19 protein-coding genes are annotated in these 26,818 nt (G+C 55.4%); 15 read left to right on the top strand and 4 right to left on the bottom strand.

What is annotated here, in order from left to right:
• Window positions 1-583 precede the first annotated feature (583 nt).
• Window positions 584-1,084, top strand: a complete 501-nt coding sequence (locus tag NB063_RS02455; protein ID WP_250927143.1) for a DUF4303 domain-containing protein — start codon at window positions 584-586, stop codon at window positions 1,082-1,084.
• Window positions 1,085-1,219: 135 nt separating this feature from the next.
• Here the strand turns inward: NB063_RS02455 and NB063_RS02450 are convergent, their stop codons facing one another.
• A complete protein-coding gene (locus tag NB063_RS02450) occupies window positions 1,220-1,753 on the bottom strand; it encodes a LuxR C-terminal-related transcriptional regulator (protein WP_250927142.1) in 534 nt (177 codons plus the stop codon).
• A gap of 194 nt (window positions 1,754-1,947) precedes the next feature.
• Between NB063_RS02450 and NB063_RS02445 the strand changes: the two genes are divergently transcribed.
• A complete protein-coding gene (locus NB063_RS02445; protein ID WP_250927141.1) occupies window positions 1,948-2,412 on the top strand; it encodes a CBS domain-containing protein in 465 nt (154 codons plus the stop codon).
• 614 nt (window positions 2,413-3,026) lie between these two features.
• Here the strand turns inward: NB063_RS02445 and NB063_RS02440 are convergent.
• Window positions 3,027-3,446 carry a c-type cytochrome gene (locus NB063_RS02440; RefSeq protein ID WP_250927140.1) on the bottom strand — a complete coding sequence of 140 codons (420 nt, stop codon included), beginning with the start codon at window positions 3,444-3,446 and terminating at the stop codon, window positions 3,027-3,029.
• Window positions 3,447-3,818: 372 nt separating this feature from the next.
• The gene (locus NB063_RS02435) at window positions 3,819-4,037 is read right to left on the bottom strand and encodes a hypothetical protein (protein WP_250927139.1); all 219 of its coding nucleotides are present in this window, start codon (window positions 4,035-4,037) and stop codon (window positions 3,819-3,821) included.
• 827 nt (window positions 4,038-4,864) lie between these two features.
• On the opposite strand from NB063_RS02435, the gene NB063_RS02430 reads away from it, so the two are divergent.
• The 9 genes from NB063_RS02430 (at window position 4,865) to NB063_RS02390 (ending at window position 16,086) form a co-directional block, all read left to right on the top strand.
• Window positions 4,865-5,566, top strand: a complete 702-nt coding sequence (locus tag NB063_RS02430) for a transposase (protein ID WP_250927138.1) — start codon at window positions 4,865-4,867, stop codon at window positions 5,564-5,566.
• 1,124 nt (window positions 5,567-6,690) lie between these two features.
• A complete protein-coding gene (locus NB063_RS02425) occupies window positions 6,691-7,716 on the top strand; it encodes a LacI family DNA-binding transcriptional regulator (protein ID WP_250927137.1) in 1,026 nt (341 codons plus the stop codon).
• A complete protein-coding gene (locus NB063_RS02420) occupies window positions 7,713-8,765 on the top strand; it encodes a nucleoside hydrolase (RefSeq protein ID WP_250927136.1) in 1,053 nt (350 codons plus the stop codon). Before NB063_RS02425 ends, NB063_RS02420 begins: the two co-directional genes overlap by 4 nt.
• Window positions 8,762-9,715, top strand: coding sequence for a ribokinase (gene rbsK, locus NB063_RS02415; RefSeq protein WP_250927135.1), 954 nt, complete (start codon window positions 8,762-8,764; stop codon window positions 9,713-9,715). The genes NB063_RS02420 and rbsK overlap by 4 nt, the downstream gene beginning before the upstream one ends.
• Window positions 9,703-10,677 (top strand): sugar ABC transporter substrate-binding protein, encoded by a 975-nt coding sequence (locus tag NB063_RS02410; protein ID WP_250927134.1) that lies wholly within the window; start codon window positions 9,703-9,705, stop codon window positions 10,675-10,677. Before rbsK ends, NB063_RS02410 begins: the two co-directional genes overlap by 13 nt.
• The gene (locus NB063_RS02405; protein WP_250927133.1) at window positions 10,674-12,185 is read left to right on the top strand and encodes a sugar ABC transporter ATP-binding protein; all 1,512 of its coding nucleotides are present in this window, start codon (window positions 10,674-10,676) and stop codon (window positions 12,183-12,185) included. The genes NB063_RS02410 and NB063_RS02405 overlap by 4 nt, the downstream gene beginning before the upstream one ends.
• Window positions 12,182-13,138 (top strand): ABC transporter permease, encoded by a 957-nt coding sequence (locus tag NB063_RS02400; protein ID WP_250927132.1) that lies wholly within the window; start codon window positions 12,182-12,184, stop codon window positions 13,136-13,138. The genes NB063_RS02405 and NB063_RS02400 overlap by 4 nt, the downstream gene beginning before the upstream one ends.
• Complete coding sequence (locus NB063_RS02395; protein WP_250927131.1) at window positions 13,138-14,163, top strand: nucleoside hydrolase; 1,026 nt, start codon at window positions 13,138-13,140, stop codon at window positions 14,161-14,163. Before NB063_RS02400 ends, NB063_RS02395 begins: the two co-directional genes overlap by 1 nt.
• Window positions 14,164-14,220: 57 nt before the next feature.
• A complete protein-coding gene (locus tag NB063_RS02390; RefSeq protein WP_250927130.1) occupies window positions 14,221-16,086 on the top strand; it encodes an arylsulfatase in 1,866 nt (621 codons plus the stop codon).
• 522 nt (window positions 16,087-16,608) lie between these two features.
• Here the strand turns inward: NB063_RS02390 and NB063_RS02385 are convergent.
• Window positions 16,609-17,454, bottom strand: a complete 846-nt coding sequence (locus tag NB063_RS02385) for a class I SAM-dependent methyltransferase (RefSeq protein ID WP_250927129.1) — start codon at window positions 17,452-17,454, stop codon at window positions 16,609-16,611.
• A gap of 199 nt (window positions 17,455-17,653) precedes the next feature.
• Between NB063_RS02385 and NB063_RS02380 the strand changes: the two genes are divergently transcribed.
• From NB063_RS02380 to NB063_RS02365, 4 genes are all read left to right on the top strand, one after another.
• Window positions 17,654-17,977 (top strand): hypothetical protein, encoded by a 324-nt coding sequence (locus tag NB063_RS02380; protein ID WP_250927128.1) that lies wholly within the window; start codon window positions 17,654-17,656, stop codon window positions 17,975-17,977.
• A 651-nt stretch (window positions 17,978-18,628) separates the two neighbouring features.
• Complete coding sequence (locus NB063_RS02375) at window positions 18,629-19,921, top strand: carbohydrate porin (protein ID WP_250927127.1); 1,293 nt, start codon at window positions 18,629-18,631, stop codon at window positions 19,919-19,921.
• Window positions 19,922-20,187: 266 nt separating this feature from the next.
• A complete protein-coding gene (locus NB063_RS02370; protein ID WP_250927126.1) occupies window positions 20,188-23,229 on the top strand; it encodes a sensor histidine kinase in 3,042 nt (1,013 codons plus the stop codon).
• Window positions 23,226-26,624: a response regulator gene (locus NB063_RS02365; RefSeq protein ID WP_250927125.1), complete on the top strand. Its 3,399-nt coding sequence runs from the start codon at window positions 23,226-23,228 to the stop codon at window positions 26,622-26,624. The genes NB063_RS02370 and NB063_RS02365 overlap by 4 nt, the downstream gene beginning before the upstream one ends.
• Window positions 26,625-26,818: the final 194 nt, after the last annotated feature.

Below are 26,818 nucleotides of genomic sequence, written 5' to 3'. Positions count from 1 at the left end.
AGCTCGGTCTCTCCGAGACCGAGTATCCCAGGCCTTAGCCGCTTTCTAAGTCTCGGAAAGGCTGTGAAGTGATAATGTGGCCGTTCGCTCCGCGAACGAGCGTTCCCGTAGACTTCGTTTGCGCAGCAAACGGCCACATCACTTCGCCTCGGGACATCGATTGTGTTAGTGCTCTTCCTAGCGGTACGGCGCAAGACGTCCGGTCCCAGGTCACCGGACGGCTCGCGCCGTTCCGCTACTTTTGAAATCCTTCAGTAATACAATCGGCGTCCCCCGCGAACGAGCGTTCCCGTAGGCTTCGTTTGCGCAGCAAACGGCCACATCACTTCGCCTCGGGACATTGATTGTGTTAGTGCCCTTCTTAGCGGTACGGCGCAAGCCGTCCGGTCCCGAGTCACCGGACGGCTCGCGCCGTTCCGCTAAGACTTTGGTGGCAGAACGCATGCATCCGATTCGAATCCACCAGAATTTCCGGCTAGAGTACATACTAGCCGACACGCCGGCGGGAACGTGCAAGAACTGGCGACACGGATAATCCGGCAAAGGCCCTGAGCTAACGAACACAGAACAGGAGAACTTGAAGATGGTCGAACAACTCGCGAAGCTAAAAGCGGAACTGAAGACCGCGATCGCTGCACACTACAAGCAGCTAAAGGATTCTTTTAACGACGTCTATGGTTATGCCGTTTACACCGACGATGGAGTGTCGAGTATCTCTGCGGTGGCTAACCGTACCAGTGCCATCAGTGCCGATCCGTCGGACCGGATGTACAACTACTACCGGTACGGTGCCGTCGAATGGAGCGAGCAAGACGACTTTGGATTGTTCGACGCGGTGAACGACATCGTCGGGCAGATCCAGGACATCGATAGCGTCGAATTTGCGGACAAACGCAACGCAATGCTGCGTGCGGCGATGGAAGTCATGTGCGAACTGGATGCAGAAGGCGTTTTCGGCCCGAAGTCCGACGAACGGTTTGTCGCGGTTTGCGTTACCGACTCCGATGAACCGATCATGCTCGAATCAGTCGAACGGTTGAACACCCCTGCCGTCTTCGAGGCGTACCGTTCGGAGTTTGGATGATCCCCGCGGGGGGAAACCAAGAAACTTGAAGCAGACCTTGTCGATCGCATCAATGAGGACTTCATGGGCACCGACACGCAGGTTACGCATTGGGAACTCACCGCCAGCGAAAACTGGTGGCAATTGGATTCCGGGTTAAGCGCACTGTTGAGCGTTATACCATTCGACCTTGAACATCGACACAAAATCGTTGAAGCCGAACTCGGATGCATCACTGGCTAGCGAGGTGATGTCGTCGATTTCCAGCTTCTCTTTGATGCGAGCGCGATAGGTTTCGATCGTCTTGGGACTCAGACACATTTCCTTCGCGATCTCTTTGGTTGGCACACCCTGGCCGATCATGCGGAACGTTTCGAGTTCGCGGTCGGACAGTGATTCGACGGGTGAGACGGCAACGGACTCCTTGCCAGTGACCACTCGCTGTAGCATCTTGACGGAAAGTTCTTTGCTGATGAAAAGTTCGCCGGAGAGGACCGTGCGAATCGCGTCGATGATCGTGTCGGTGACATGCTGTTTGTTGATGTAGCCCATCGCCTCGGCTCGGAGTGCCCGTTCGGCATACAGCGATTCGTCGTACATCGACCAAGCGAGCATTTGTCCGTCACTCGTTTCAGTACTGGCGACCGCGTCGGCGTCGGATGGATTCATCACTTCAGCGGTGAAGTGCATGAGAACCTCTCGCCGTAATTCGCCGGCATCGGCTCTGACATCCACAACGACAAGCTCGCGACACTGTGGCCGCTGTCTGCCACTGGCCGACAGCAAGCACTGGCGCAACGTTTGCTCGGTAAACGAGTGTTTACGTTCTGCCAACTTCGGAGGATGCCATGCACACGCAGCCAATGCCACTCGCCTCGAACATCATGACCTCTCAAGTTGAGACGATCGGGCCAAAGATGCAACTTGCCGATATTATCACGTTCTTGCTGGAACACAAACGATCCAGTGCGCCCGTCGTTGACGATCAGGACGTCAAACGACGCTTACTCGGCTTCGTCTCTGAAGGCGATTGCTTGGAGTATGTCGGCAACGAATTGTTTTACGGAAATCCAAGTCCACCGCAGACTGCCGAAACGATCATGCGAAAGCACCCGACCTGCGTCGGTCCCGAAACCGACCTCTTCACGCTTACCTCGATCTTCACCAGCCATCGTTTCCATCACTTGCCGGTTGTCCAAGACGGGAACCTGATCGGTATCGTCAGTCGCCGCGACGTGCTCAAAGCAATTGACGTTTACTATCGTGATTGGAACCGCACTCGCGATCGCGAGCGATTTCCCGTGGATATTCACGAAATCATGAACCACCGTTTCATCGTGGGTCACTAAAGAAGCCCCCCAACGACGGTATCTGATTCCATCGGACGACGTGACTCTCGATTTCTGCGAAACTCTCTTTTGCGTTAGCAGTTGCTTGCGAGCTGATTTGATAGCAGAGGCCCGCATTTCTTTGGCAAAGACTTGTGCGCAGCTGGATCGCCGGTATCGGCAGAAGTGTACTCCGGGTGTGACAAACGTGCGAAAAGGGACCATTTCGGTGTGCCATTAAATCGGTCGCGGGATCACAAATTCACCCGAAAACACCGTCCTGGCATTCATCGTCAGGATCGCGTGGGTGAAAGATAATAGTCGTTTCTTGATGTCCCTGCATCGGCGGATTTCCGTTTCGTTATCGTGCTCTCCATGGGTTGCGAGCTAACTCGTCTAACCGGAAATTCGGGATAGCCTGAACCGGAGGGCTCGCGTTCTGCCGCTATAAGACCTAGCGGATCGGCGCAAGCTGTCCTGTCCCAAAACGCGTTTGAATGCTGTCGGGACATCGATTGTTTTAGTGCTCTTCTTAGCGGGACGGCGTACGCCTTCCGGTCCCACGTTACCGGACGGCTTGCGCCGTTCCGCTACTTTTGAAATCCCGCATTAATCAAATCGACGTCCATACGGCATTAGTGGTAGGGACCATAGGGCGTTGGGTCGAAACGAACCACGGAGTAGTGTGATTCCAAGAACGCCACCAAGTCGATCAATTGCTGCACGGTCATTTCATCGTTGTACAACCGCATCTTGGATTCACCGCCGGTCGCCACGTCCTCTTCGGCGTATCCCTTCGCAAATCGGTGAGACGGGTTGATGATCGAAGTGACCAGATCGCCATAAGTTTGCACTTTCGACCTTGCTCCGCCGAGCGCGACCATCTTGTGATCGGGCGATGGCTCAACGTCATCAAATGTCACACCTGCGACGGTATGGCACGCTTGGCAGTTGAGCTCGGCAAACGTTTGTTGGCCTCGCTCGATGTCACCCTCGGGTAACGTGAACCCTTTGCCGGACTTGGGGTCGGGCGTGCATGCAACCAACGTCAGCACGACGATACCTACGACAACGCAAATAGTCTTGATGATACGACTCCTCGAGTGAAAACAGTCTTCGACGAAGTCCATTTTCAACGCAAGCGGTGTGCCGATCTTCGCTGCTTGCTCAAGGAGGATCAAATCTCGCTCGCATGAGCCGGGTCCACAGCGAACGGTGGCATATCACTCAAGGGGCGAGAGCACGTATGATCATGAGATCCACTCGTTCGGCAAAGAAGAATAATCCTGTCTTGCGCGTAAGTAAATTCCTTAAGATGATCCGACTATTTCTCTCAACCTACCCCCCAGTCGCGACGATTCTGTTAGTCATTCTCGATCGAGCATGGCATAGGTCTGTGTCAAGACCGCATTGTGTGGAAGATTGCGTTATGAGATCGATAAGACCATGCACAACACTTCCGTCCCGCCGCCATCGAGCGGACGGACATCGAGTTCACCATGGATCAGGTGCGCGCGGTAAATCATCGTTCGCACACCCATTCCTTCTGTCGATGGATCGTCGGTTCCGATACCAGAGCCGTTATACCTGATCCGCATTAACTCGAGCGTGAGCGATTTGGATTTGTGCTTCTCGCAATTCTTCATTTTGAATCTCCAATTCCATCTGGTGGACGTGAAGTTCATGAAGCAGTTTTGGGATGTCCTCAGGCGGGATACGCTCCACATCCTCGATCGAGGTTTTCAGCATCGCCAGAGCGCGGTTCGCAAGGATTCGTTGGGATCATTCATGATGGTTAAATTTGGCCAACGGCCAGTTTGATCGTCGCCCCCGGCTAGGGAGCAAAGGGCCGTTGGCCATTAGTTTTAGGCCAAAGGCCTTCGTCATCGTAGCCTAGGGCAACGCCCTAGTCGGAAATATGTGTGCGGTATCGTTTGGCCAACGGCCATATTCACATGGTTGCCGTCGGGTGGACCGGTGGTTTGAATATGGCCCTTGGCCAAAATGCATTGTGGGTTGTGATTCGTCTGGGGCGTTGCCCCAGGCTACGGTGCCAATGGCCGTTGGCCATGGGATTGCTAGGCCAAAGGCCTTCGTCATCATAGCCTAGGGCAACGCCCTAGTCGGAAATACGTGTGCGGTACCGTTTGGCCAACGGCCATAGTCACTGCATCGGCTTCCTCCGGTTCAGGTTTCAAACGCCGACGCATCTCGGCCGCAATCTGCCCCAGCCGATGTTCGGTTTCTTCGGCGTGCTGAGCCAGCTCGGCCATCCATGATTGGTCAAACACGAATCCTGAATACCATGTAGCAATTCTTAAAAACCGAATGTCAGATCCAACAAAATGTAGAACAGTTGTCCCAACTGTTCATTCAAAAACAGGAAGAAATCTCCTAACTGTTCATGCCATACGAAAAACAATGCTTGTAAATAACAGATGAACATTTGAGACAAATGTTCTACAATTGCGGCATGTCACGTGACGAAACGAGTCCCGTTTTCCGCAGCTTGGATCCGCAAGCGGATCTTGAGATCACCGAACGAAACCTGCCTCATTGGTTTCAAATCGGTGCTGCGATGTTCATCACGTTTCGCACGGGCGACTCGTTGCCAAAAGAAGTGCTGCTGCGTTGGCAACGAGAACTCGAACACTGGCTCAAAGCAAACGAACTGCCACTCGATCTTGCCGTCTCGACAGCGGTCCGTAAGTCGAAAGACCACCACGCATTGCTGGAAACACTCAGCGATGCTCAACGCCGAGAGTTTAAAAAACTCTCAGATCGCTTCTTCCACCGGTCGCTGAATGAATGCCATGGCAAGTGCTTGCTCCGGCGACCAGAACTGGCAGAGTTGGTGGGCAACGCCCTGTTGTTTTACAACGACGAGAAATACGATCTTGACCGGTTCGTTGTGATGCCGAATCATGTTCACGCGATGGTACAGTTTCGTGCGGGAGCGACTTTGGAAGTGGTGAGTCAAAGTTGGATGCGTTACTCAGCACGTCAGATCCGCGCCGTGACAGGTGATTCCGGCGTGTTCTGGCAACCGGAGCCCTTCGATCACATCATTCGCAGTCCCGAAAAATTTGAGTACCTACAGCGATACATCTTCGACAATCCCCGAAAAGCAAACCTACGCCAAGGAGAGTTCCTCTACTGGCAAAGACCAATGTAGAACAGTTGTCCCAACTGTTCAGACCACACGCTGAAGAGGCGAACTGGCCAGTCCGATGAACATTTGGGACAAATGTTCTACATGGAATGCGGTACTCAGCATTTCTAATCCGCACCGCAACGGGCGACTCCGGGGTGTACTGGCAGCCTGAAGCTTTCTATCACATCATTCGCAGTCCCGAGCAATTTGAATATCTACAGCGATACATCTTCGACACCCCCCGAAAAGCAAACCTACGCCAAGGAGACTTCCTCTACTGGCAAAGACCAATGTAGAACAGTTGTCCCAACTGTTCAGACCACACGACAAAAGTGGACGTTTCGGATGTCCGATGAACATTTGGGACAAATGTTCTACACTCGATATCCCCAAAGTTCGAAACCTGAGGCAGCGGATCCCTGCGAAGAACAACGATTGAGCTGCCTATCCCGGGTGCGGCTTTTCGGGCGGACTCAGTCCAGATCACACGCATCCGGCTCTCCAATCGATCCAGATTCTTTCGAGGCGGAGAGACGCAATGATTCAGGCTCGGGTCGTCGCAGAGCTTACTCATCTTCATCCTCTGCGTCCCTGCGTCTCACCGTCTCTGCGTCCACTTCTCACAAACCATCGTCCGCGTCCAATTTCCAAACCAACGCGTTCGACGACTCTAAATAAACGCGTAATGACCTTGACGCAAAGTCGCAAGAGGCGCGGAGTCGCAGAGACTCAGACTCGGTTAAGCGTAGGTACTTCTATCTCATTTCCTCCGCGTCTCACCGTCTCTGCGTCCACGCTTCACCCAGGACAATCCACCAAGACGAACCATGACCGCACATAGCCGATTCACCGTGCACGACAAACTCCGATGGCAGCAACGAAAGCGTAGCTAAGCGAAGCATCGCTCCGGCCTCTTTCCTGATCCCTCGCTGCAGGTTGCGACAGAATCCCTAACTACGATTCGTACGGTTTAGCCGCGAAGCGTCCCCACGTTTAGTGGACGTTAACAAGAGACGCATGTTGAGTCGGACCACTCTCAGTACTCACCGCTTCGATACCTCCGAACTGGGTTGCAATCCCGAAAACGCCTGCTAGGATAGTCTAGCACAATCGTTTGTGCACGAGGACCTCGAAGGAATCCAGCGGTGGTGACGACTCTTAGCCAAGTAGCCGAAAAGGCCGGTGTCAGCGTCTCGGTGGCGTCCAGATCGCTGAACGGCCACGCCAAGGCCTACCGCATCAGCGACGCGACTGCTTCACGCGTCAAAGAGGCGGCTGATCAGTTGGGGTTTCGCCCCAGCCAAACGGCACGGTCACTTCGGCTGAAGAAAACCGGGTTGGTGGGCGTCGTGGTGCCGGACCTTTCGAATCCGTTCTTTGCTTCCATATCGCAGTCGATTGCCTTGTCTGCTGAGGCCGAGGGCTACAGCGTCATTGTCGCGGATAGCCGCGAACAAACGGAACATGAGATCCGGTTGCTGCACCAACTCGAAGACCGACAGGTTGAGGCACTTGTTGTCTGCCCGGTGGGTACCGAGAGCAAGCATTTGCAGGAAATCAATAAGCGTGGAACTCCAGTCGTCCTGGCTGATCGTACGTTCCCCAATTGCAACTTGGCGCAGGTTACTTCAGAGCATCGGGTCGGGGCCGCGAAAGCGACTCGTTTGCTCACCGCACAGGGACACCGAGTGATTGGTGTCTTGCAGGGCTTGCCGGGAACACTGCCCAACGAGCAGCGGTTGAGCGGTCACGCAGAAGCACTCGAGGAAATTGGCGTTGCGTTTGATCCATCGTTAACCATGGGCAATAACTTCACCGAAGCATCCGGTTTCGACTCAGCAAAGAAGTTGCTCGTTGATCGTCCTGACATTACAGCCTTCTTTGCTTTCAGCACACCGAACGCGATGGGCGCACTCCGCGCCGCAATGGAATCGAGCCGGCTCGTTCCCGACGACTTATCCATTGTTGCATTCGACGATTGTCCGTATGCGGATTTGATGAGCGTGCCGCTAACAACCGTTCGTCAGGACGTTGACCGCATCGGTCAGCTTGCTGCCGAGCTGGCGCTGCGTGCAGCGGTCGGTTCAACGAGCAGGAAACGAAAGAGGCGGCACGACGTCAAGACGCGTGTCATTGTTCGAAACTCCATTTCAAGCGTGAGACACTCATGAAACGACTTGCCCTGATTGTCACCTGTTTTCTCACAGCGGCGGTAGCCGTCGCCGGCGATGGCCAAAGCCACGCGGTTCCCCTGATTTTTGACACTGACATAGGGAATGATTGTGATGACGTACTCGCAATGGGCGTCATTCATGCACTGCAAACGCGTGGCGAATGCGAGTTGCAGGCAGTCACGATTACGAAGGACCACGAATTGGCGGCGCCGTTTGCTGACGTCGTCAATACGTTCTACGGACGAGGCGACATTCCGATCGGCGTATGCCGCAGCGGCGTCACGCCCAAGCAGGGAAGTTTCAACGTCTTGGCCGCCAAGAAAGATGACGGAAAGGACCGCTACGAACACGACTTGCGCAGCGGCAACGATGCTCCCGACGCCGTTGACGTGTTGCGTGAAACACTCGCCGATCAAGAGGACGGCAGCGTGGTGATTGTGCAAGTAGGTTTCTCGACAAACCTAGCGAACCTGTTGAAGTCGACCGCTGACAAACACAGTGATCTCAGCGGCCTGGAACTGGTCAAGAAGAAGGTCCGATTGCTGTCGATCATGGCGGGAGCCTTCCGACAAATCGTCAACAAAGAAGGCCAATTGTACGACCACAAGGAATACAACGTCGTCAAAGACATTCCAGCGGCCAAAACGTTGGTTCAAGATTGGCCGACGCCGATCATCTGGAGCGGGTTCGAGATCGGCAAGAACCTGACCTATCCGCACGAGAGCATCTTGCGAGACTATCAATACGTACCGCATCATCCGCTGCCCGAGGCGTATACGCTCTACATTCCGCCACCGCACGATCGCCCAACTTGGGATTTGACGTCGGTGTTGCAGGCGGTTCGCCCCGATCACGGCTACTTCGATCTATCGGCAACTGGACGAGTGCATGTAGCCGATGACGGTCTGACCACGTTCGAAGAATCCGCCGACGCTCGCGATCGCTACTTGATTCTGCGGGAAGATCAAAAAGGCCGTGCCCGGGAAGCACTCGTGCAACTTTCCAGCCAGCCACCGGCGTGCCAAGCAGCAGGGGCCAGCAATTGACATCCGCACACGAGAACCCGCCCTCACCGCGTATCGTCGTTTGCGGTTCCATCAACATGGACTTGGTCGTTCGCTGTCAGGAAATCCCGAAACCGGGACAAACCATCAAAGCGGAATCGGCGTCTGAAATCTGTGGCGGTAAGGGTGCCAATCAAGCGGTTGCTGCCGCAAAGGTCGGCGGACGGGTGCAGATGATCGGTCGTGTCGGTAGCGATGCGTTCGCCGAAAGACTGCGAACCAACCTTGAAAAACATGACGTTGACTGCCGTGCTGTCTTGCCAACGGACGACTGCACGAGCGGACTGGCGATTATCGCGTTAGAACGTTCAGGCCAAAACGCGATCATGGTGATTCCGGGTGCCAACGGGAAACTCTCGGAAACAGACGTGCAGGATCATCGACAGCTCATCGAGTCCGCCGATGTGTTGATGTTGCAGTTGGAAATTCCAACACCCAGCGTGATGGCGGCGATTCGGATCGCCAAGCGATGTGGCGTGCGCTGCATTCTGGATCCCGCGCCGGTCGCAGCGGACTGGACGGACGAGTTACTTGATGTGGATCTCGTCTGCCCCAATGAAAGTGAGGCCGCAGCCATCACCGGAATCGAGATCAAATCTCTTGAAGACGCCCAGTCAGCGGCACTGCAACTTCAAGCTCGCGGTGCCAAGAATGTCGCCGTGACGATGGGTGAGAAAGGGACCGTATTGCTTGCGGCGGAATCGTTCCACCACGTCGCACCGACACCCATCCAACCCGTTGACACCACCGCGGCTGGCGACGCCTTCGCGGGTGCCGTCGCGGTCGAGTGGGCGAAAACGTCAGATTTGCTGCAGTCGACTCGGTTCGCCAATATCGCCGGTGCCCTGGCGGCAACGAAGCTCGGCGCTCAGCAAAGCCTTGCCAACCGAAATGAAATCAATGCCATAAGGAATCAAACATGCAAAGAGTAAACCGAATATCGATCGCTGCAGGACTCGTCTGTTTCTGCCTGTTGATCGGATGCAAAGCGTCCACAACCACTGACGAACCGACTTCGGAGTCGTCGGAGAAGCCCAAAGTCGCGTTGATCATGAAGTCGCTCGCCAACGAGTTCTTTTCGACGATGGCCAAGGGAGCGGAAACGCATCATCAGCAGAGTGGGCAATACGAGTTGGTCGTCAACGGGATCAAAGATGAACGCGATGTGAGTCGCCAAGTTGCTTTGGTGCAGGAGATGGTTGCCAGCGATGTGGACGTCATTGTCATCGCGCCCGCAGATTCTCAGGCGTTGATCCCATCGCTTCGCCGAGCCATCAAGGCGGGCATCATCGTCGTCAACATCGACAACAAGCTGGATGCCGAAATGTTACGTAAGGAAGGACTGCAGATTCCTTTCGTCGGGCCGGACAACCGCGCAGGTGCGAAACAGGTCGGCGACTATCTGGCAACACATCTCGCCGAGGGTGACTCGGTGGCGATCTTGGAAGGGCTGCAAACGTCCGAGAACGGTCGGGCAAGGAAAGCCGGTTTCGAAGAAGCAATGAATGAGGCAGGAGTCAAGATTGTGGACAGTCAGTCGGCCGAATGGGAGATGGCGAAGGCAAACGAGATTGCTTCGTCGATGCTGAGTGAACACACGGAGATCAAGGCGATCCTGGCGGCCAACGACAGCATGGCCTTGGGCGCGGTCGCGGCGGCCAAGAGTGTCGGTCGTAGCGACGACCTGTCGATAGTCGGCTTCGACAACATCGCCGCAGTGCGAACGGCGATCCGAGATGGCAAGGTGCTTGCGACCGCGGACCAGTACGGCGACCAATTGGCAGTCTACGGCATCGAGACTGGGTTGAAATTGATCGCGGACGAGAATGCAGAAGTCGCCGATGTGGAAACGCCGGTCGACTTGATTACCAAAGAAACGCTGGACGCGAAATGAAGCCGCTGTTGACAGCAACCGACATCACCAAACGCTTCGGCCCCGTAACGGTGCTCGACAGTGTCTCGCTGGATGTGCGCGGCGGGGAAATCCATGCCTTGCTGGGGGCTAACGGAGCAGGAAAGAGCACGCTTTGCAAAATCATCTCCGGGTTGCTGACCCGAGATGGTGGCGACATGTCGATCGCGGGCGAGGCATATCTTCCAAGTGACAAACAAACGGCCGAGCGAGCCGGAATTCAAATTGTTCAGCAGGAACTGAATCAAGTCACCACACTGACAGTTGCGGAAAACATCTTTCTGACGCGAATGCCCAGCGTTCTCGGGATCATCCGCAGTCGCCAACTTGCCGATCGGGCGCGGCAGGTTCTCGATCACTTCGGTTTGAACGATGTTGCCACCGATACCGTCATGGGCACGCTGGGTGTTGGTCGCCAACAGATGGTCGAAATCGCCACGGCGTTGGATCGTCAGTGTCGATTGCTGATTCTGGATGAACCGACGGCGGCCCTGGGTGCTGATGAAACGCAGCGACTATTCGAGCGACTGCGAAGCTTGCGTGACCAAGGAATTGGCATCATCTACATCAGTCATCGGTTGGATGAAGTTGCCCAGTTGTCCGATCGTGTTACGGTGTTACGAGACGGCCGGCGCGTCTGCACGCAAGAAACCTCGTCGCTGACGACCGACCAGATGGTCGATCTGATGACTGGCGAGTCCACCAGCGAACATCATTCGTTTCAGTCGTTCGCAACGGCCAAGACGGCAATGCAAGTCAAGGGTATCACGGCTGGAATGGTTCAAGACGTTTCCTTCTCCGTACGCCACGGCGAGCGTCTGGGGATCGCTGGATTGGTTGGATCGGGACGGACCGAGTTGTTGCGTGCCATCTTTGGAGCCGACTCAGCCGAGCAGGGGACGGTCCAAATCAGCGATCGCCAACCCACGCATTTTTCACATCCCAGTCAGGCCGTCGCAGCGGGGCTGGCCATGGTCACTGAAGATCGCAAGCAGAACGGCCTGCTGTTGCGTCAATCGATCCGAGCCAATACGTCAATCAGTTCGCTCGGCAAGCGATTTGCCTCCCTGGGAATCATTCGCAATCAGCGCGAACGACAGGCGGCCCAAGAGATGGCCCGCCAGCTAGAAACGAAGTGCAACGACATCGAGCAAGTCGTCGCCACACTCAGCGGTGGCAATCAGCAAAAAGTCGCCATTTCAAAATGGTTGGTACGCGACGCCGACGTTTTCTTTTTTGATGAACCGACTCGAGGCATCGATGTCGCTGCCCGTCGACGAATCTACCGACTGATCGAGTCACTGGCACAGGCGGGCAAAGCGATCGTTATCGTCAGTAGTGATCTGGACGAGCTGTTGGAAACCTGCGACCGGATTGGTGTCATCTCTGCTGGAAGATGGATCGACGACTTTGATCGCGACTCATGGTCGACGGACCAAATCATGCAGGCGGCGTTCGCGGGGTACCGACAGGCGGAGTCGGTTGCATGATCAAGAAACGAATCAAGCAAACCGCATTGCAGTACGGTGGTTTGCTGACGGCGTTGGCACTGTTGATTCTGGTCTTCAGTTTGCAGACGGACAGCTTTTTTCAGATCGGCACGGCGAGGCTGATCGCCAATCAGATTCCCGAGTTAACGCTGCTGGCTGTCGGGATGACACTCGTGCTGATCATTGGACAAATCGATCTGTCGGTCGGCAGCGTGATGGCGTTTGCCGGAGCCGTGCTGGGCGTCTTGATGGCAAAGCACGATTGGTCGTTGGGATTCGCGATTTTGGCAAGTGTTTCAACCGCCGCGGCATGCGGCTGGGTGACCGGAGCGATCTGGATTTGGTTCCGGATCCCGTCTTTCATTGTCTCACTCGGCATGCTGCAGATCGCACGCGGCGCAACCCGGCGGTTGCTCGACTCTAAAACGCTAACAATCGGTTCCGACGTCGCGACGATCAGTGAACCGCTGCCGGCCATAGGCCTGTCACCCGCGTTCTTGATCGCCATCATTGCCGTGTTCGCCGCGCAGTTTTTGATCAGCCGCACGGTGTTTGGCCGTTACTGCGTCGCCATCGGAACGAATGCGGAAGCCGTTCGCATGTCAGGCATCCGCACGGCTCCCTACGCGATCGGGGTGTTTGTCATCAGCGGTTTGCTCTGCGGACTGGCCGGACTGGCGCCAACATCACTAATGGAAGCCGCCGATCCGGGGGCGGGGTCGGGAATCGAATTGTCCGCAATCGCCGCCTGTGTGATCGGCGGGACCAGCTTGATGGGAGGACGCGGCAACGCGATCAGCACATTCCTGGGAGTGTTGGTAATCGCGGTGCTGCAAACGGGACTCAGCCGTATGTCGGTCGAAGACGCAAACAAGCAGATCATCACCGGCATGGTGATTATCATCGCGGTGCTGATTGACACCCTGCGATACAATTGGGAGAAATCAAAGTGATGAATACGAGACTTATTGCAGTGTCGCTCGCCCTATGGCTTCCGGTCATCGGTTGGGCGGATGCCCCCGCGAAGATTGTTTTTGATACCGATATCGCCGGCGACGTCGACGATGCATTGGCGCTTGCCATGCTGCATGTTTTGGCCGATCGCGGCGAATGTTCGATCGAAGCCGTAACCGTGTCCAAGACACATCCGCAAAACGGACCGATGGTCGACGCGATCAACACGTTCTACGGTCGGCCCGATCTTCCCATCGGTGTCACCAAAGGACATTACCCACGCGAGAGTAAGTACGTAGGGCTGGTCGACAAAAAGGATCAAGGCGAATTCCGATATCCGCATGACTTGATCAAAAACTCCGATGCGCCGGACGCCGTCGCGGTACTGCGGCAAGTGCTTGCGGCCGCAGATCCGCATTCGATCTCGATAGTCTCCGTTGGCCTGGCAGTCAATCTCGCCGATTTACTGGACTCGCCCGCGGATGAGATTAGCCCGTTGGCTGGCGTCGATCTCGTTCGTCAAAAGGTCAAACTGTTGTCGATCATGGCCGGAGCGTTTGCACCGGTGAAGGGAAACGCTCATTTCCTGGAGGCCAACGTCGTCAATCACGTCGGATCGATGCAGCGTTTTGTAAAGCGTTGGCCCGCCGAAGTCCCCGTCGTCTGGAGCGACTTCAATATCGGCATTCACGCACGCTATCCCAGACGAAGCATTGCGCGAGACTTTGCTTACACGCCGAATCATATCATTCGCGAGTCGTACCTGCTGCACAGCGGTCCCGACCATGATCGTCCAACCTGGGATCTGACCAGCGTGCTGTACGCCGTCCGCCCCGGCGATGGCTACTTTGGGCTGTCGCCGTCGGGATCTGTGTCCGTTGCGAATGATGGCTTCACAACGTTCACAATTGATGAAGCCGGATGTCATCGCTATTTAAAAATGAACGACCTCCAGGCCGCGCGTGTGGTCGAAGTTCAGCGGACTCTTGTTAGTCAACCGCCGGCCACGGCAGCGTCGCGATGATGAAAGTCGTCATGCGGAAATCCTCTACGATCCGATGAGCACAGGCATATTAAAACGATGAAACAGTTCTTTGCGTCAAACATTCTGCTCGGCAAGACTCACAACATGATGATGAAATCTTCGCTCTGCCTGTTGGCCCTTCAGCTGCTTGTCACCTCAACGGCGTTTGCGGATCGCCCCAATGTGATCGTGATCATGACCGATGATCAGGGTTACGGTGAATTTTCTTGTCACGGAAATCCGATCACTCAGACTCCGAACATCGACAAGATCGCACGCGACGGAATTCGCCTGACGGACTTCCATGTCGCACCGATGTGTACGCCGACACGCGGCCAGTTGATGACGGGTCTGGATGCCTTTCGAAACGGAGCAAGCAATGTCAGCAGTGGCCGAACGTTGTTGAAGACGGATGTCAAGACAATCGCCAACGTGTTTCAGGATGCAGGATATCGGACGGGAATCTTTGGTAAATGGCACCTTGGCGACAACTATCCTTTCCGACCGGAAGATCGCGGTTTTGATGAAGCGTTGTGGTTTCCTTCCTCACACATCAACAGTGTTCCCGACTATTGGGACAACGACTACTTCGATGACACCTACATTCGCAACGGCCAGCGCAGGAAGTATCACGGCTATTGCACCGACGTCTTTTTTGATGAAGCCGCGTCGTGGATTGCGAAAGAAGATGAACGCCCTTTTTTTGCTTACATCGCCTTGAACGCCGCTCACTGGCCTTGGTTTGTTCCTGACAAGTTTCGCGAACCCATCCGTCAGGCAATCCGAAAGAATCCCGAAGTGGTTGAGAAACTGAACAGTTCCAAGCGGGAAGACTTGGTCAGTTTCCTCGCGATGGGGGCCAACATCGACGAGAACGTCGGCAAGCTCGACGAGCGACTGACGCAATCCGATGTATTCGACAACACGATCGTCATCTTTCTGACCGACAATGGCAGCACAATGGGTCAGGACTACTTCAACGCGGGAATGCGCGGCAAGAAGACGCAGCTTTGGGAAGGTGGACACCGCGTCCCTTGTTTCATCCGTTGGCCAGCGGGGTCGCTCGGCGATCCGCGTGACGTCTCCGAGTTGTCTCATGTTCAAGACATCATGCCAACGCTTGCCGATCTGGCCGGCGTCGCTGATCTTCCCGGCGAACTCGATGGCCAGAGTTTGGCACCCATTCTTCGTGGTGAAAAAGACAGTCTCGGCGATCGGATGCTCGTCATCAATTACAGTCGCATGCCGGGCGCGAGGGTGAACTACACCCGCGAAAGCCCGGCGATTCCCAGACGCAACGGCGCTGCCGTGTTGTGGAAACGCTGGCGACTGTTGGAGAATCGGATGCTGTTCGATCTCGAGAGTGATCCACACCAGGACCACAACGTCGCCGCAGATCACCCCGGTGTCGTTGCGAAAATGCGCGCCCACCTGGACCATTGGTGGGATGGCGTCAAAGACGATGTGAGGAAGCCTCAGCGAGTGATCATTGGATCCGATGCGGAAAATCCCATGTTGCTGTCCGCTTGCGAATGGCTGGATGTGTTTGTTGACCAGCAACGTCAGGTCCGCGACGGCGTGTTGAAGAACGGGACATGGCACTTGCACGTCGCACGTGCGGGAACGTACCGACTCGAACTGCGCCGTTGGCCTCGAGAATCTGGATTGCAACTGACCGACAGTCTTCCGGAAACCCGTGTAACTGACGGCGAATTTGTGCCTGGGAAGTCATTGCCCATCACATCAGCGACCCTGCAGGCGGGTGATCAGAAATTGAAGCTCAGTCCGCAGCCCGACAAAGAGTCATTCGTCACGGAAGTTGAACTCGACGAGGGAAACATGCAGTTGAGAACGTCGTTCTTCGATCCCGACGGAAACGAGATTTGTGGTGCCTACTATGTTTACGTCAACCGACAACAATGAGCCCCATGCCAACCCAATCCAACGCGAACCAGCCGCTGAAGCCTGATTTGCGTCCGGAAAGGCGATCACGATCCGTTCATCAGTTGATATGCGGGGACAGCGGTCAGAATCCGTGAGATGACAGGACAGGCGCGTTGTCTTTGACGCAGAGTCGCGGGAGGCGGGGAGACGCAGAGGCTCCTCCCTGGTTCAGCGCAGAGCTACCCTTCTCTCAATCTCTGCGTCCCTGCGTCTCACCGTCTCCGCGTCCAATCTCACCGAACCACTACCCCGACCAATCCCCAGATCAGCGCGTTCGATTATTCTCAATAGATATTCTGTCTTTCGCGCAGAGGCGCGGGAGGCGCGGAACCACACCGTGATGATGACCAGAATCTGATTACCGAATCCGAACGTGATTCCAGCGACGCGAGGGACGACGGACCTGTGACTGGCAGGCTGAGTTGGGGACGCGTCAACATCTGGCAGTTTGATCGACGCGTCCATGCGACGGTCCTTGGTTATTGGTGGCGTGTTGAAGTATCAGGTCTTAGTCATTGGTTTTTCGGCGACGATCGCTCCGTACTGCATCGCGCCGCTTCGGTAAGCGTTTAGCAGTGCGTCGAAGCCGTCGATAAAGTCGACTTGTTCGCGATCCAGAATCTTGGCCAGGTGCCGAATTCCCGTTCGCTGAACGCGTTGTTTGCAGATTTCCCAAGTCTTGGTGACACGGTCGGTCCAATCGACGTTATGTCGAATCTGCAAACCTTGATCGGCCATCCATCCTGCGTAGTCGTTGCGGGTCGCCAGCGAAGGACATACGAAACGCTCGCATACTTCTTCGCACTGCTGGCGATGATCCGAACGGCTGATATCTTCTCCCTCGAACCACACGCAAATCGCCATTCGTCCTCCGGGCCTGAGCCACTGAGCGGCACGACGAAAGAACTCGGGCTTGTTAAAAAGATGTTCGGTACACTCAACACTCCACACGATGTCGAATAAATCTGCGTCGAACTGTACCGTTTCGGCGTCGTGCGCGATGAAGCGAGTTTGCGAGCCGACGCGGTTGAGACGCGATGACATCGACGCCCATCGAGCCTGCAGAGGACTGAGCGTCACGCCGGTTGCATCAACGCCACGCAGTTTGGCCAGCCGAATCGACGAACCTCCCATGCCGCAACCGATGTCGACCATTTTGTCGCCCGTTGAAATCTGCGAAAGATCGGCAAGCGTATCAGTTAGTTGACACTGGGCCACGGACGCAGACTCATCGCCGTTCCAAAGTCCATGATGGATGTGCTGTCCCCATAGAACGCGATAGAACAGCGTGCCGAGCTGGTAGTGCCTGCGAATCGAACTTTTCTCAACTCCGTCAACTGCGATCATGATGGTTCCATTGTACCCGAACGCTTCGCGGTCGGCGCTGATGTTGATTGGAATTGCCGACCGCGGGCGTTCGGCCGCACTTTACTGGCGAGTTGGAAGGTCGTCCATGACAACGTGCTAGGTCGGAGCGACGAACGAATCGCTATAAATTTTCAGTTCGTCGGCAACGCCAATGGCCCCGAACGCTTTCGAGTAAGGGGTGATTCCAAAACTGGTTTGCTTGATCTTGAAGTTGCCTCGCACATGCCGCGACCTCGTTCGCGACGGCGTCATCATTAATCAAAGTGAACTGGCCCACTACGGCCAAATCTCCACCACCCGCATGTCCCACATCATGTGGCTCGACAATCTGGCCCCCGATATTCAAGAACAGATCCTCGCCTTGCTGCGAACCGTCCAAGGCCGCGATGCGATCCTAGAACGCGAAGTCCGCCCTTTCGCCAAAACACTTGATCGGAAACGGCAACGCAAAATGTGGAGAGCGATCAAAGACTCTCAAGCTGTTAACCCGAGCCAAACATGAACCGTCTGGCTCGGTGGGTCGGAAGCAAACGGCGTGGTAACAAACAGCCACTTTGTGAACAGAGAGCGCGATAGTTCGCAGAGAAAAATCCGTTGAGACGGACGCTGGCTCATGCGAATCCGGGACGGCCGAGTTCGAAAGAGAGATTTCGGCCAAATCACCGAAACTTGAAAAACGCCCGAAACACGACGTTTATTGACCGACCAAGAACGGCCGGTGGAGACTCTCACGGTGCGAACTGGCCGGTAGGGCCAATTCCGCAGATCGTGAAGAGTACAGCGGAATCAGCAGTCTTCGTGACGACTCTCTTCGAATGCTGTATCTCGACGTTGATTAACGAACCTGCCGCGTACAAGAGGACCGGCGACGTTTGTTGGCGAGTTTGGATTTGATGCAAGGTGGTCCTTCTCATGAATCGCTTGTAGCTATTCAAAACGACGGTGTTTAACGAACGGCCGCACGAGCTCGCTAATAGCGAATAAGGGACTCGATGCCAAAGGTATTTGAATCGTAATAACTGCTTTAATCGGTCCTGCTTGAGAGATTGATCCCTCTCGACGGAGTATTCTCCAGCGAAGACGGGGCTCTCGCGACGATGGTTACAGAGTACGGATACACCTCTGAAATTGTCACGGAACGCAAGGTCTCGCCATGGAATCGCGGTTTCAGGCACTCATTTTCTCTTTCACCGTTCTGCTTGCGGTTGCACCTGAATTTGCCGTTGCCGATCAGCCATGCGACGCACAATTGTGCGGTGATTACAGTGCCTGTGATTCCATCGGTTGCGATGGCGGCTGCGACGAATGCCGTCTGAAAACGTTACTGGGTGGCTGCGCCGAAAAGGGAGTCGTGTTTTCCGGTGACCTCGTTCAGTACTACCAAGCTGTCACCGACGGCGGGCTTCGCCAACAGGGACGATACGGCGGACTGGCGACCTACGGTGCACTTTTTGACTTTGGAAAACTGGGTCTAACACAAGGGACTTTTCTTCAGATTCGTGGGCAATCACAGTTTGGTGAATCGATCAATGGCGATACCGGTTCGCTTCTGATTGCGTCCAATACGAATGGAACCCTGCCCACCGCCGACGGCCAAGACACTGCGCTGACCGACTTTTTGCTGACCCAGTTTTTGTCGGAACGATTCGCTGTTTTCGCTGGCCGACTGAACACATTTGACGGCACGTTAAATGCATTTGCTCATGGACGCGGTAAGACGCAGTTCATGAACATTGCGCTAGCGACCAATCCGATCGCGTTCCGAACGTCGCCTTATGTCACTTACGGTGCAGGGTTCACCGTTCTGGGGAAGGAGGGAACGCCGGTGTTTTCATTCTCGGTCATCGATCCCAACGACTATGCAACGCGAGGCGATTTGGACGAACTGTATTCGGACGGGGTGACCATCGCATCGGAAACCCGTTTGCCAACGCAGCTGATGGGCCGGCCAGGACATGTCCTGTTGGGAGGTACATGGAGCAATCGCGAGGTCCTGGACCTGAGCCAGATCGCTCGATTGCCAGTGTCGACTGCACAGCCGCTGCCGCGAGCCTCCAGCTCGTGGTCTGTCTACGGCAACTTCGATCACTACTTAACCACTTACGACAAAGCCGGGACGCAGGGCTGGGGCGTGTTTGGGCGCTGGGGAATCGCCGACGACGATACCAATCCGGTTGAGTGGTTCTTGAGCGCGGGCATCGGCGGCAACAGCCCGATCTGCGGTCGCCGTCAAGATTCGTTCGGTTTGGGATGGTACTACTCCGCCACGACGGACGCGATTCCCGGATTGATATTTTCCGATGACGCCCAGGGTGTCGAAGCGTTCTACAGTGTCGCCCTGACCGAGAAGGTTTTTCTTAGTCCCGACGTCCAGTGGGCGCGATCGGCAAACGGAACCGTCGACGACGCGTGGGCCATGGGCTTACGCCTGTTCATGACGCTGTAGCGCGGGCGGGGGTTATCACGGTATGCATCGCCCATTACGATGTTGTTCCGGTTGCTTGGCGAAGACAGGTGATCGTTGCCGTCGCCTAAGCAGATAATCCAAACCGCACATCAATTCTGCATGTATGCGAATGAGCTGATGAATACACTAAGTCTTCACCATCTCAATCGACTCAATCAACGAAACTGCGCTATTGAATGCGAGAATCTCGGCAAACCCGATCGCCTGACTTACGGTGGCTTTGTCGTCTCTCGCTGATTGGCCTGATGCTCGTCTTGGTTGCGCGGCCGACCCTGGGGCAGAACGAGGAAGCCTCTAGTCGATTGCAGGATGATCGGCGAATTGATCGATTACACAGCGACGCCTGGGGCCCTGATGATGGACTTCCCTCGGACCAAGTGTTCGACATCCTGCAAACCCAAGACGGTTACTTGTGGATTGGAACCGGCGCCGGTCTGTGTCGATTCGACGGCGTTCAGTTCACCACCTTTGATCAGAACAACACGCCAGAGCTAGCTTCGGAGCAAATCACGCAGTTGTTTGAGAGCCGCGATGGCACTCTTTGGGTCGGCTCTGACCAGGGCGGTTTGGTTGCGTTTCAAGCTGGGCGTCTGCGCAAGGCGAAGGCGATCAACGAACTTTCCGGTAAAAGCATTCATTCGATTCTTCAGGACCATGGCGGAGCGTTATGGGTGGGGACCGATTCGGGCACGTGGCGATCGCAATCGGGAGCCGCGTTTGAACACGTCGAGAACGCGCCGCGGCGTGTGTTGGCGATGGCGGAAGACCGTGAAGGCAGTCTCTGGATGGGCGGGCCGGATGGTTTGTTTCGCTGGGACGAAGCAACCTCCGCCGCCGTGAAAATTGAGTTGCTCTCGCTTGAAGCAATGAGCCCGGCCGTGAATGTGTTGGTTACAGATCGCGATGGCAGCCTTTGGGTAGGCACCGACACGGCTGGGCTGATCCATTTCAAGGGTGATGTGCTCCGTCGTATTTTACCGAAATCGAGCATTCGACTTGTCTATCAGGATCGTTTGGGCGTGATCTGGTATGCCGGGAAGGTCGGAAAGCTGAAACGTTTGCATCAGGGTGAACCCGAGACAGACAGTCCGCCCTGGTTTGGTATCGGTGTCAGTTGTATCGCGGATGATCGTGAGGGAAGTTTGTGGCTGGGCGCCAACGGTTCGCCTCACTGCCTGCGTCAATTGAAGCCCGCTTCGGCTGTTTCTTTTGACCACGTTGCGGCTTGTGTCATTTCCGCATCCGATGGCGGCGTCTGGCTGGGATCCAACGCGGGACTGTCGCATGTTGCAGCGAGAAGTGGTCCGGAAACGCTCACCGTGGATCGGTACTACAAACTCGTTCGCTCTCTGGCGCTGGCACCAGGTCGTGATGGGTCGCTTTGGGTCGGGCAAAAAGAGAAGTGGGTGACTCACTGGGCAGACGACACTTTGTCGACGTATTTGCTTCGCGATGGACTTCGCAGGAAACCTGTCGGAGCGATTTATGAAGATCGTCACGGCGTAGTGTGGGTGGGTTATCTAAATGGAGGTGCCGCGCGACTGGATGAAGATCGCTTTGTCGAAATCGAAGCCTTCCAGGATCTTACGGTACATTGGTTTGCTGAAGACGCCACGGGCGATCTTTATGTCGGGACCAGTGACGGCTTGTATCGCGGGACAGAGCGTGTCAGCGATCCGTTGCTTGATGACTTGCCAAACGTCAATTTCAGTTCTCACTACCTGGATGAAGACGGCGACTTCTGGTTGGGGACCCTTGGTGGCGGTTTGTGCCGGATGAGGGACGGAAAGTTTACAAATTGGCGAGTTCGCGATGGCCTGCTGGCAAACCGTCTCTTTGCCATCACAGACGATCTCGACGATAACCTATGGCTAGGATCGTTCGACAAAGTCTTTTTCGTTTCCAAGCAAATCCTGGATGACTTGGTGGCCGGCAAGATTGATCAACTCGATTGCCGTTTGATGCCGCTTTCGATCGATCAACAGCGGCTCGGGATGGGCTACCCCAAGATGACGCGAGCCTACGACGGATCGGTGTGGGTCACACGGAAACGCGACACGGTCAAAATTCCTCCCGGCGCGATCAATGTCATCCGGAAAGCTCCTCCGGTGCACATTGAACAGGTGCTCGTTGATGGCGTCGCGGTAGCCGGCCACGACACGGTGGAATTTCAATCAGGGACGCGCCGATTGGCAATCCATTACACCGCCGCGACACATGCCAAGCCCGATGCCGCTGAATTTCGGTACCGGCTGACGGGGCATGCCGACGACTGGGTCGAGGCTGACAATCAGCGAGTTGCCCATTTTACGGCGTTGCCTCCTGGAAGCTATCGGTTTGATGTGTTGGGTAGCAATGGATACGGCGTCTGGAATGAGGAAGGGGCGACAATCGCGATCGTTGTCCATCCGCGTTGGTTCGAGACCGCTTTGTTCAAAGCGATGCTGGCAGTGGGTCTATGCGCAGTGGTGATCGTGGGAGTGCGGGGCTACACTTCGTCCGTTCGAGACCACAACGCCCAACTGCAGAAGGAAGTCACTGAACGAAAGGAGGCGGAAGAGATTCTTCAAAAACACCAGACGAGACTCAAAGCACTCGCGTCGGAGTTGACCGTTGCCGAAGAACGTGAACGCCGGCGCATCGCTGCGGACCTGCACGACGACGTTGGACAGACACTTGCGCTCGCCCGAATTCAACTGGCATTTGCACGAAAGTCAATGAGTTCGCCGGAACTGGGTGCCAAGCTCGATGAACTTTCCTTAACGATTCTGAAAGCGTCTCAAGACACCCGGCACCTTGTTTACGATCTCAGTTCACCGTCACTCAATGAACTCGGGCTCGATGAGGCGATCGAAGAATGGTTGGAGGAGGAGATTGGGAATCGCTATGGCCTCAAGACTCAAATCGTCATTCAGGCCAAGCCCGCGGCGCCGGAAAATGCCGTTAGCGACGATGTCAATGCACTGCTCTTTCGCAGCGTCCGCGAACTGCTTATCAACGTGGTGAAGCATGCCAAAGCTCGTCATGTCGTTGTCACCTCGGAGCATACCAGCAATCACATCAAAATTACGGTCGCGGACGACGGCGATGGATTTGACGCCGGTTCGGAAGCTTTTCGAGCGAGCTCCGAAGGAGGTTTCGGTTTATTCAGTATCCGAGAACGGATGATGAACCTCGGTGGCTCGTTGCAGATCGACTCGGAACCGGGGAAGGGCTGCCACGCTAAACTGATCGTTCCTTGCGTCCATTCGGACAGATCCGCGACCAAGCCAGAGAGCCACTCATGACGATTTCGGTATTGGTCGTTGACGATCATGCGATGTTCCGCAAGGGGCTGCGGATGATGTTGGATGACGAAGACGACATCCAAGTCGTTGGTGAGGCAGGTGACGGCGTGGAAGCGATTCGATTGGCCGGTGAACTTTTGCCAGATGTCATCGTCATGGACATCACGATGCCAGGCACCGATGGCATCGAGGCAACACGGCAAATCGTTTCAACGCTTCCGGGTGTGAAAGTAATTCCGCTATCGATTCACTCGGGCAAGCGTTTTGTTCAAAAAATGCTTCGCGCCGGGGCCGCCGGCTATGTCTTGAAGGAAAGCGCCCCTGAAGAGCTGGTGCATGCCGTTCGCGCGGTGCATGGCGATGACATCTATTTAAGTTCTGCGATTTCTGGCGTCGTTGTTTCCGAATACGTTCGACTGCTGAATCGATCGGACTCGCACGACCGCGACGGCGGACTGAGTGAAAGTGACGAGTCGATCGTACGGATGATCGCCGAAGGCCATTCGGTCAAGGAGATTGCCGCCGCTCGAGAGACAAGTGCGAGCAAAATCCAGACGGCGCGGCGACGCATCATCAAAACATTGGACTTGGCAAACGTCGCGGAATTGACTGAGTATGCTCGCGCCCAGCGTTGGGGTGAAGGCGAAACACGCGTTGAGATGGCATCCTCGGACAGCGAATCGCTGCGTGTATCGATTCTCGGCACTAAGTTTCACCGTCCCACGGTTCCACCTGACTTTGTCTCCAGAGATCGCTTGCTACAGAAGTTGGATGAAGCGTGCGATGTGCCGGTGATTCTGGTTGCGGCGCCAGCCGGATACGGAAAGAGCATGTTGGTGGCAGATTGGCTTGCAAAGCACCACGAGCGCCCCGCAGCATGGCTTTCACTGAGCGAGGCCGAGAGCGATTTGCGGTCATTCTTGACTTATGTGGTGGCCGCGGTGGAGGGTCAGCTCCCGAGTTCTTGTCCCGACACGACGACAGTTTTGCACGCGTCTGAACTTCCGACGGTGAACGTACTGGTCGATGCGTTGGGCAATGATCTCGATGCAATTGATGAGCCATTCGCTTTGGTTCTTGATGACTATCACTTGATCGCCGGCGCCGAAGTCCACGGACTGCTTGAGAATCTGTTGCAGCATCCGCCGCGCCCGATGCGGCTAGTGGTGATCACCCGGCATGATCCGCCGTTTTCATTGGCTGCCCTACGCGGGAATCGGTGGTTGACGGAACTTCGACAACAGGATCTCCGTTTCACCCGAGACGAAGTGAGCAAGGTGCTGCGCCAGACGACGGGTGTGACGCTAGGCGAAGGGGCGCTGGACCGGATCGAGCAACTCATGGAAGGTTGGATCGTCGGCCTGCAGTTGGTCGGTATGTTGATGCGAAATTGCGAGGACCCGGATGCGTTTGTGTCGAATTTGCAAGGCGGGGTCCATCAAGTCTACGACTACTTGTTGCATGAAGTGCTTGGCCGACAACCTTTCAAATTACGAGAATGTCTTCAAAAGATTTCCATATTAGATCGCTTTTGCGCCCCACTGATCGATGCGGTCTGCCAACCGTCTGACGATGCCACGGACTCCGCAATGACGGGTGCACAGATTATCGAGCGTTTGCGGCGAGAGAATCTGTTCATCGTTCCGTTGGACGCTCAGAGGCGTTGGTTTCGCCATCACCACATTTTTCAGAATCTGCTCGCGCAACAACTCGATAACAATCGAAGTGTGAGTGAGGTTTGCGACCTGCACATACGCGCCAGCGATTGGTATTCCGAGCATGGTCTGATCGATGAAGCCATCAGGCAAGCGTTGGCTGCAGGGCAGACCGAACGGGCGGCTGAGATCGTCGCCAATCTGCGGGTCAAGACACTGACAAGAGATGCGTGTTACGAGCTTGAGCGGTGGCTCGCAATTTTACCCGATTTCGTTATCTGTGAGCGACCGGAATTGCTACTCGCTCGAACTTGGGTGCTGTACTTCCATCTCAAGTTCGAGGAAGTCTCGGCGGTCCTTGATGGCCTAGAGCTGCTGATTTCTGAGCCGCAATCTTCAGATCAGGCGTCGACCAATGCGATGCGTGGCGAAGTCGACTTCTTTCGCGGTTCTCTCGAGTTCTTCGCAGGTCATTGCGCCGAAAGCTTGCTCTACCTCGATCGTGCGATCGAGCACATTCCAGCCGACCATCACCTCGTCCTCGGCGAGATTGACATGATCCTTGCCCTGGCGAGTCAAATGGACGGTCGGCAGGACCAGGCGATCGAACGGCTTCAGTCGATTCTTGCCCATTCGCACGCTCTGCACTCCACTCGGCAGGTCCGAGCGATTGCTGCCACCGTGATGGTTCACATGATCTCGGCCAATCTTCACGATGCCACGTCGGCGGTGACGCGAATGAAGCGAATTGTGGCTGACAGCGGATCGATCTATGCAGAGAGTTGGTGCGCCTACATGCAGGGACTGATTCACTTGTGGCAGAACGAACGAGGCGCTGCGGTCGCTTGCCTGAGCAGGGCAGTCGACCGTCGTTACGTTTTGGATTCGAGGGCCGCCATGGACGCGATGGCTGCGTTGGCTTTGAGTCACGAGATGAGCGGGGATCGCGCCGAAACGGAGGCAATCTTGCGGATGCTCAGCGAATTCGTTGATTCGCTTCGGCTTTCACCGGAAATTTTACATTCATGTGAAGCGAGATTGGCAATCGTTCGCGGAGAACGTCGGTCAGTTGCTCGCTGGCTCAAATCAGTCTCGCCGGCGGAGGAACCAGCACTGATTTTTTGGCATGAAGTTCCCTGTGTTACTGGCTGCCGTGCGTTATTGGCAAAGAATTCTAAAGCGAGTTTGCGGGAAGCCGAGCAACGACTCGATGCCTACTTACAGACCAGTGAGAACACGCATAACACCCTGAATGTGATCCAGGCATTGTTGTTGCAATCATTGGTCTTGCATCGGAACGGAAGAAACGCGGAGTCGTTAGAAGCATTGCATAGAGCCGTCGCACTGGCACAACCCGGCGACTACATACATTCTTTTGTGGAATGGGGCCAACCGATGGCGGAGCTGCTACGAGGCTTGTTGGTCGATGAAGTGGTTGCGGAATTTGTTGATCGATTACTGACTGAAATGCCCAAGCCGGATCAACAAAAGCACAGCGAACTGGCGAAGCCAACGACAGCGGAAGACGGCTCGTTGATCGAGACGCTGACCAATCGTGAACGCGACACATTGGAGTTGCTGGCACAGCGACTGTACGACAAAGAGATTGCCAAATCGATGGGCGTCTCAGTTTGGACGGTGAAAACGCACGTCAAGCACATCTTTGAAAAGCTACACGTGAAAAATCGCCGCGAAGCGGTGCAGAAGGCGAAAGAGCTTGGTTTGGTGGAGGGGGAGTGACGTGGCGGTCGCTTCCAGCCGCAGTGGTTTCCGCAACTGGGGCTGGAAGCCACATCCACGAAAGCAAATTCGCCCTCTGCGGTTTTCACGTTGGAACCCACAAATCTCCTGGGGCTGACGCCGTCCTGTTATCCACAAGTCGTGTGCGATACTTTCGGGCCAACGGCCCAGCGGTTTGCCTAGCCCAGCCCAAC

Source organism: Aporhodopirellula aestuarii (assembly GCF_023701485.1).
Classification (GTDB): domain Bacteria; phylum Planctomycetota; class Planctomycetia; order Pirellulales; family Pirellulaceae; genus Rhodopirellula; species Rhodopirellula aestuarii.
The sequence above is the reverse complement of the archived record's forward strand: the minus strand, read 5'-3'. Positions and strand labels throughout refer to the sequence as shown.

Excerpts from the sequence above, each read along its gene's own strand:
- NB063_RS02455 (WP_250927143.1), top strand. The coding sequence starts at position 584 with ATGGTCGAACAACTCGCGAAGCTAAAAGCGGAACTGAAGACCGCGATC.
- NB063_RS02450 (WP_250927142.1), bottom strand. The coding sequence starts at position 1,753 with ATGCACTTCACCGCTGAAGTGATGAATCCATCCGACGCCGACGCGGTC.
- NB063_RS02445 (WP_250927141.1), top strand. The coding sequence starts at position 1,948 with ATGACCTCTCAAGTTGAGACGATCGGGCCAAAGATGCAACTTGCCGAT.
- NB063_RS02435 (WP_250927139.1), bottom strand. The coding sequence starts at position 4,037 with ATGAAGAATTGCGAGAAGCACAAATCCAAATCGCTCACGCTCGAGTTA.
- NB063_RS02430 (WP_250927138.1), top strand. The coding sequence starts at position 4,865 with ATGTCACGTGACGAAACGAGTCCCGTTTTCCGCAGCTTGGATCCGCAA.
- NB063_RS02420 (WP_250927136.1), top strand. The coding sequence starts at position 7,713 with ATGAAACGACTTGCCCTGATTGTCACCTGTTTTCTCACAGCGGCGGTA.
- NB063_RS02410 (WP_250927134.1), top strand. The coding sequence starts at position 9,703 with ATGCAAAGAGTAAACCGAATATCGATCGCTGCAGGACTCGTCTGTTTC.
- NB063_RS02405 (WP_250927133.1), top strand. The coding sequence starts at position 10,674 with ATGAAGCCGCTGTTGACAGCAACCGACATCACCAAACGCTTCGGCCCC.
- NB063_RS02400 (WP_250927132.1), top strand. The coding sequence starts at position 12,182 with ATGATCAAGAAACGAATCAAGCAAACCGCATTGCAGTACGGTGGTTTG.
- NB063_RS02395 (WP_250927131.1), top strand. The coding sequence starts at position 13,138 with ATGAATACGAGACTTATTGCAGTGTCGCTCGCCCTATGGCTTCCGGTC.
- NB063_RS02390 (WP_250927130.1), top strand. The coding sequence starts at position 14,221 with ATGAAACAGTTCTTTGCGTCAAACATTCTGCTCGGCAAGACTCACAAC.
- NB063_RS02385 (WP_250927129.1), bottom strand. The coding sequence starts at position 17,454 with ATGATCGCAGTTGACGGAGTTGAGAAAAGTTCGATTCGCAGGCACTAC.
- NB063_RS02375 (WP_250927127.1), top strand. The coding sequence starts at position 18,629 with ATGGAATCGCGGTTTCAGGCACTCATTTTCTCTTTCACCGTTCTGCTT.
- NB063_RS02370 (WP_250927126.1), top strand. The coding sequence starts at position 20,188 with ATGCTCGTCTTGGTTGCGCGGCCGACCCTGGGGCAGAACGAGGAAGCC.
- NB063_RS02365 (WP_250927125.1), top strand. The coding sequence starts at position 23,226 with ATGACGATTTCGGTATTGGTCGTTGACGATCATGCGATGTTCCGCAAG.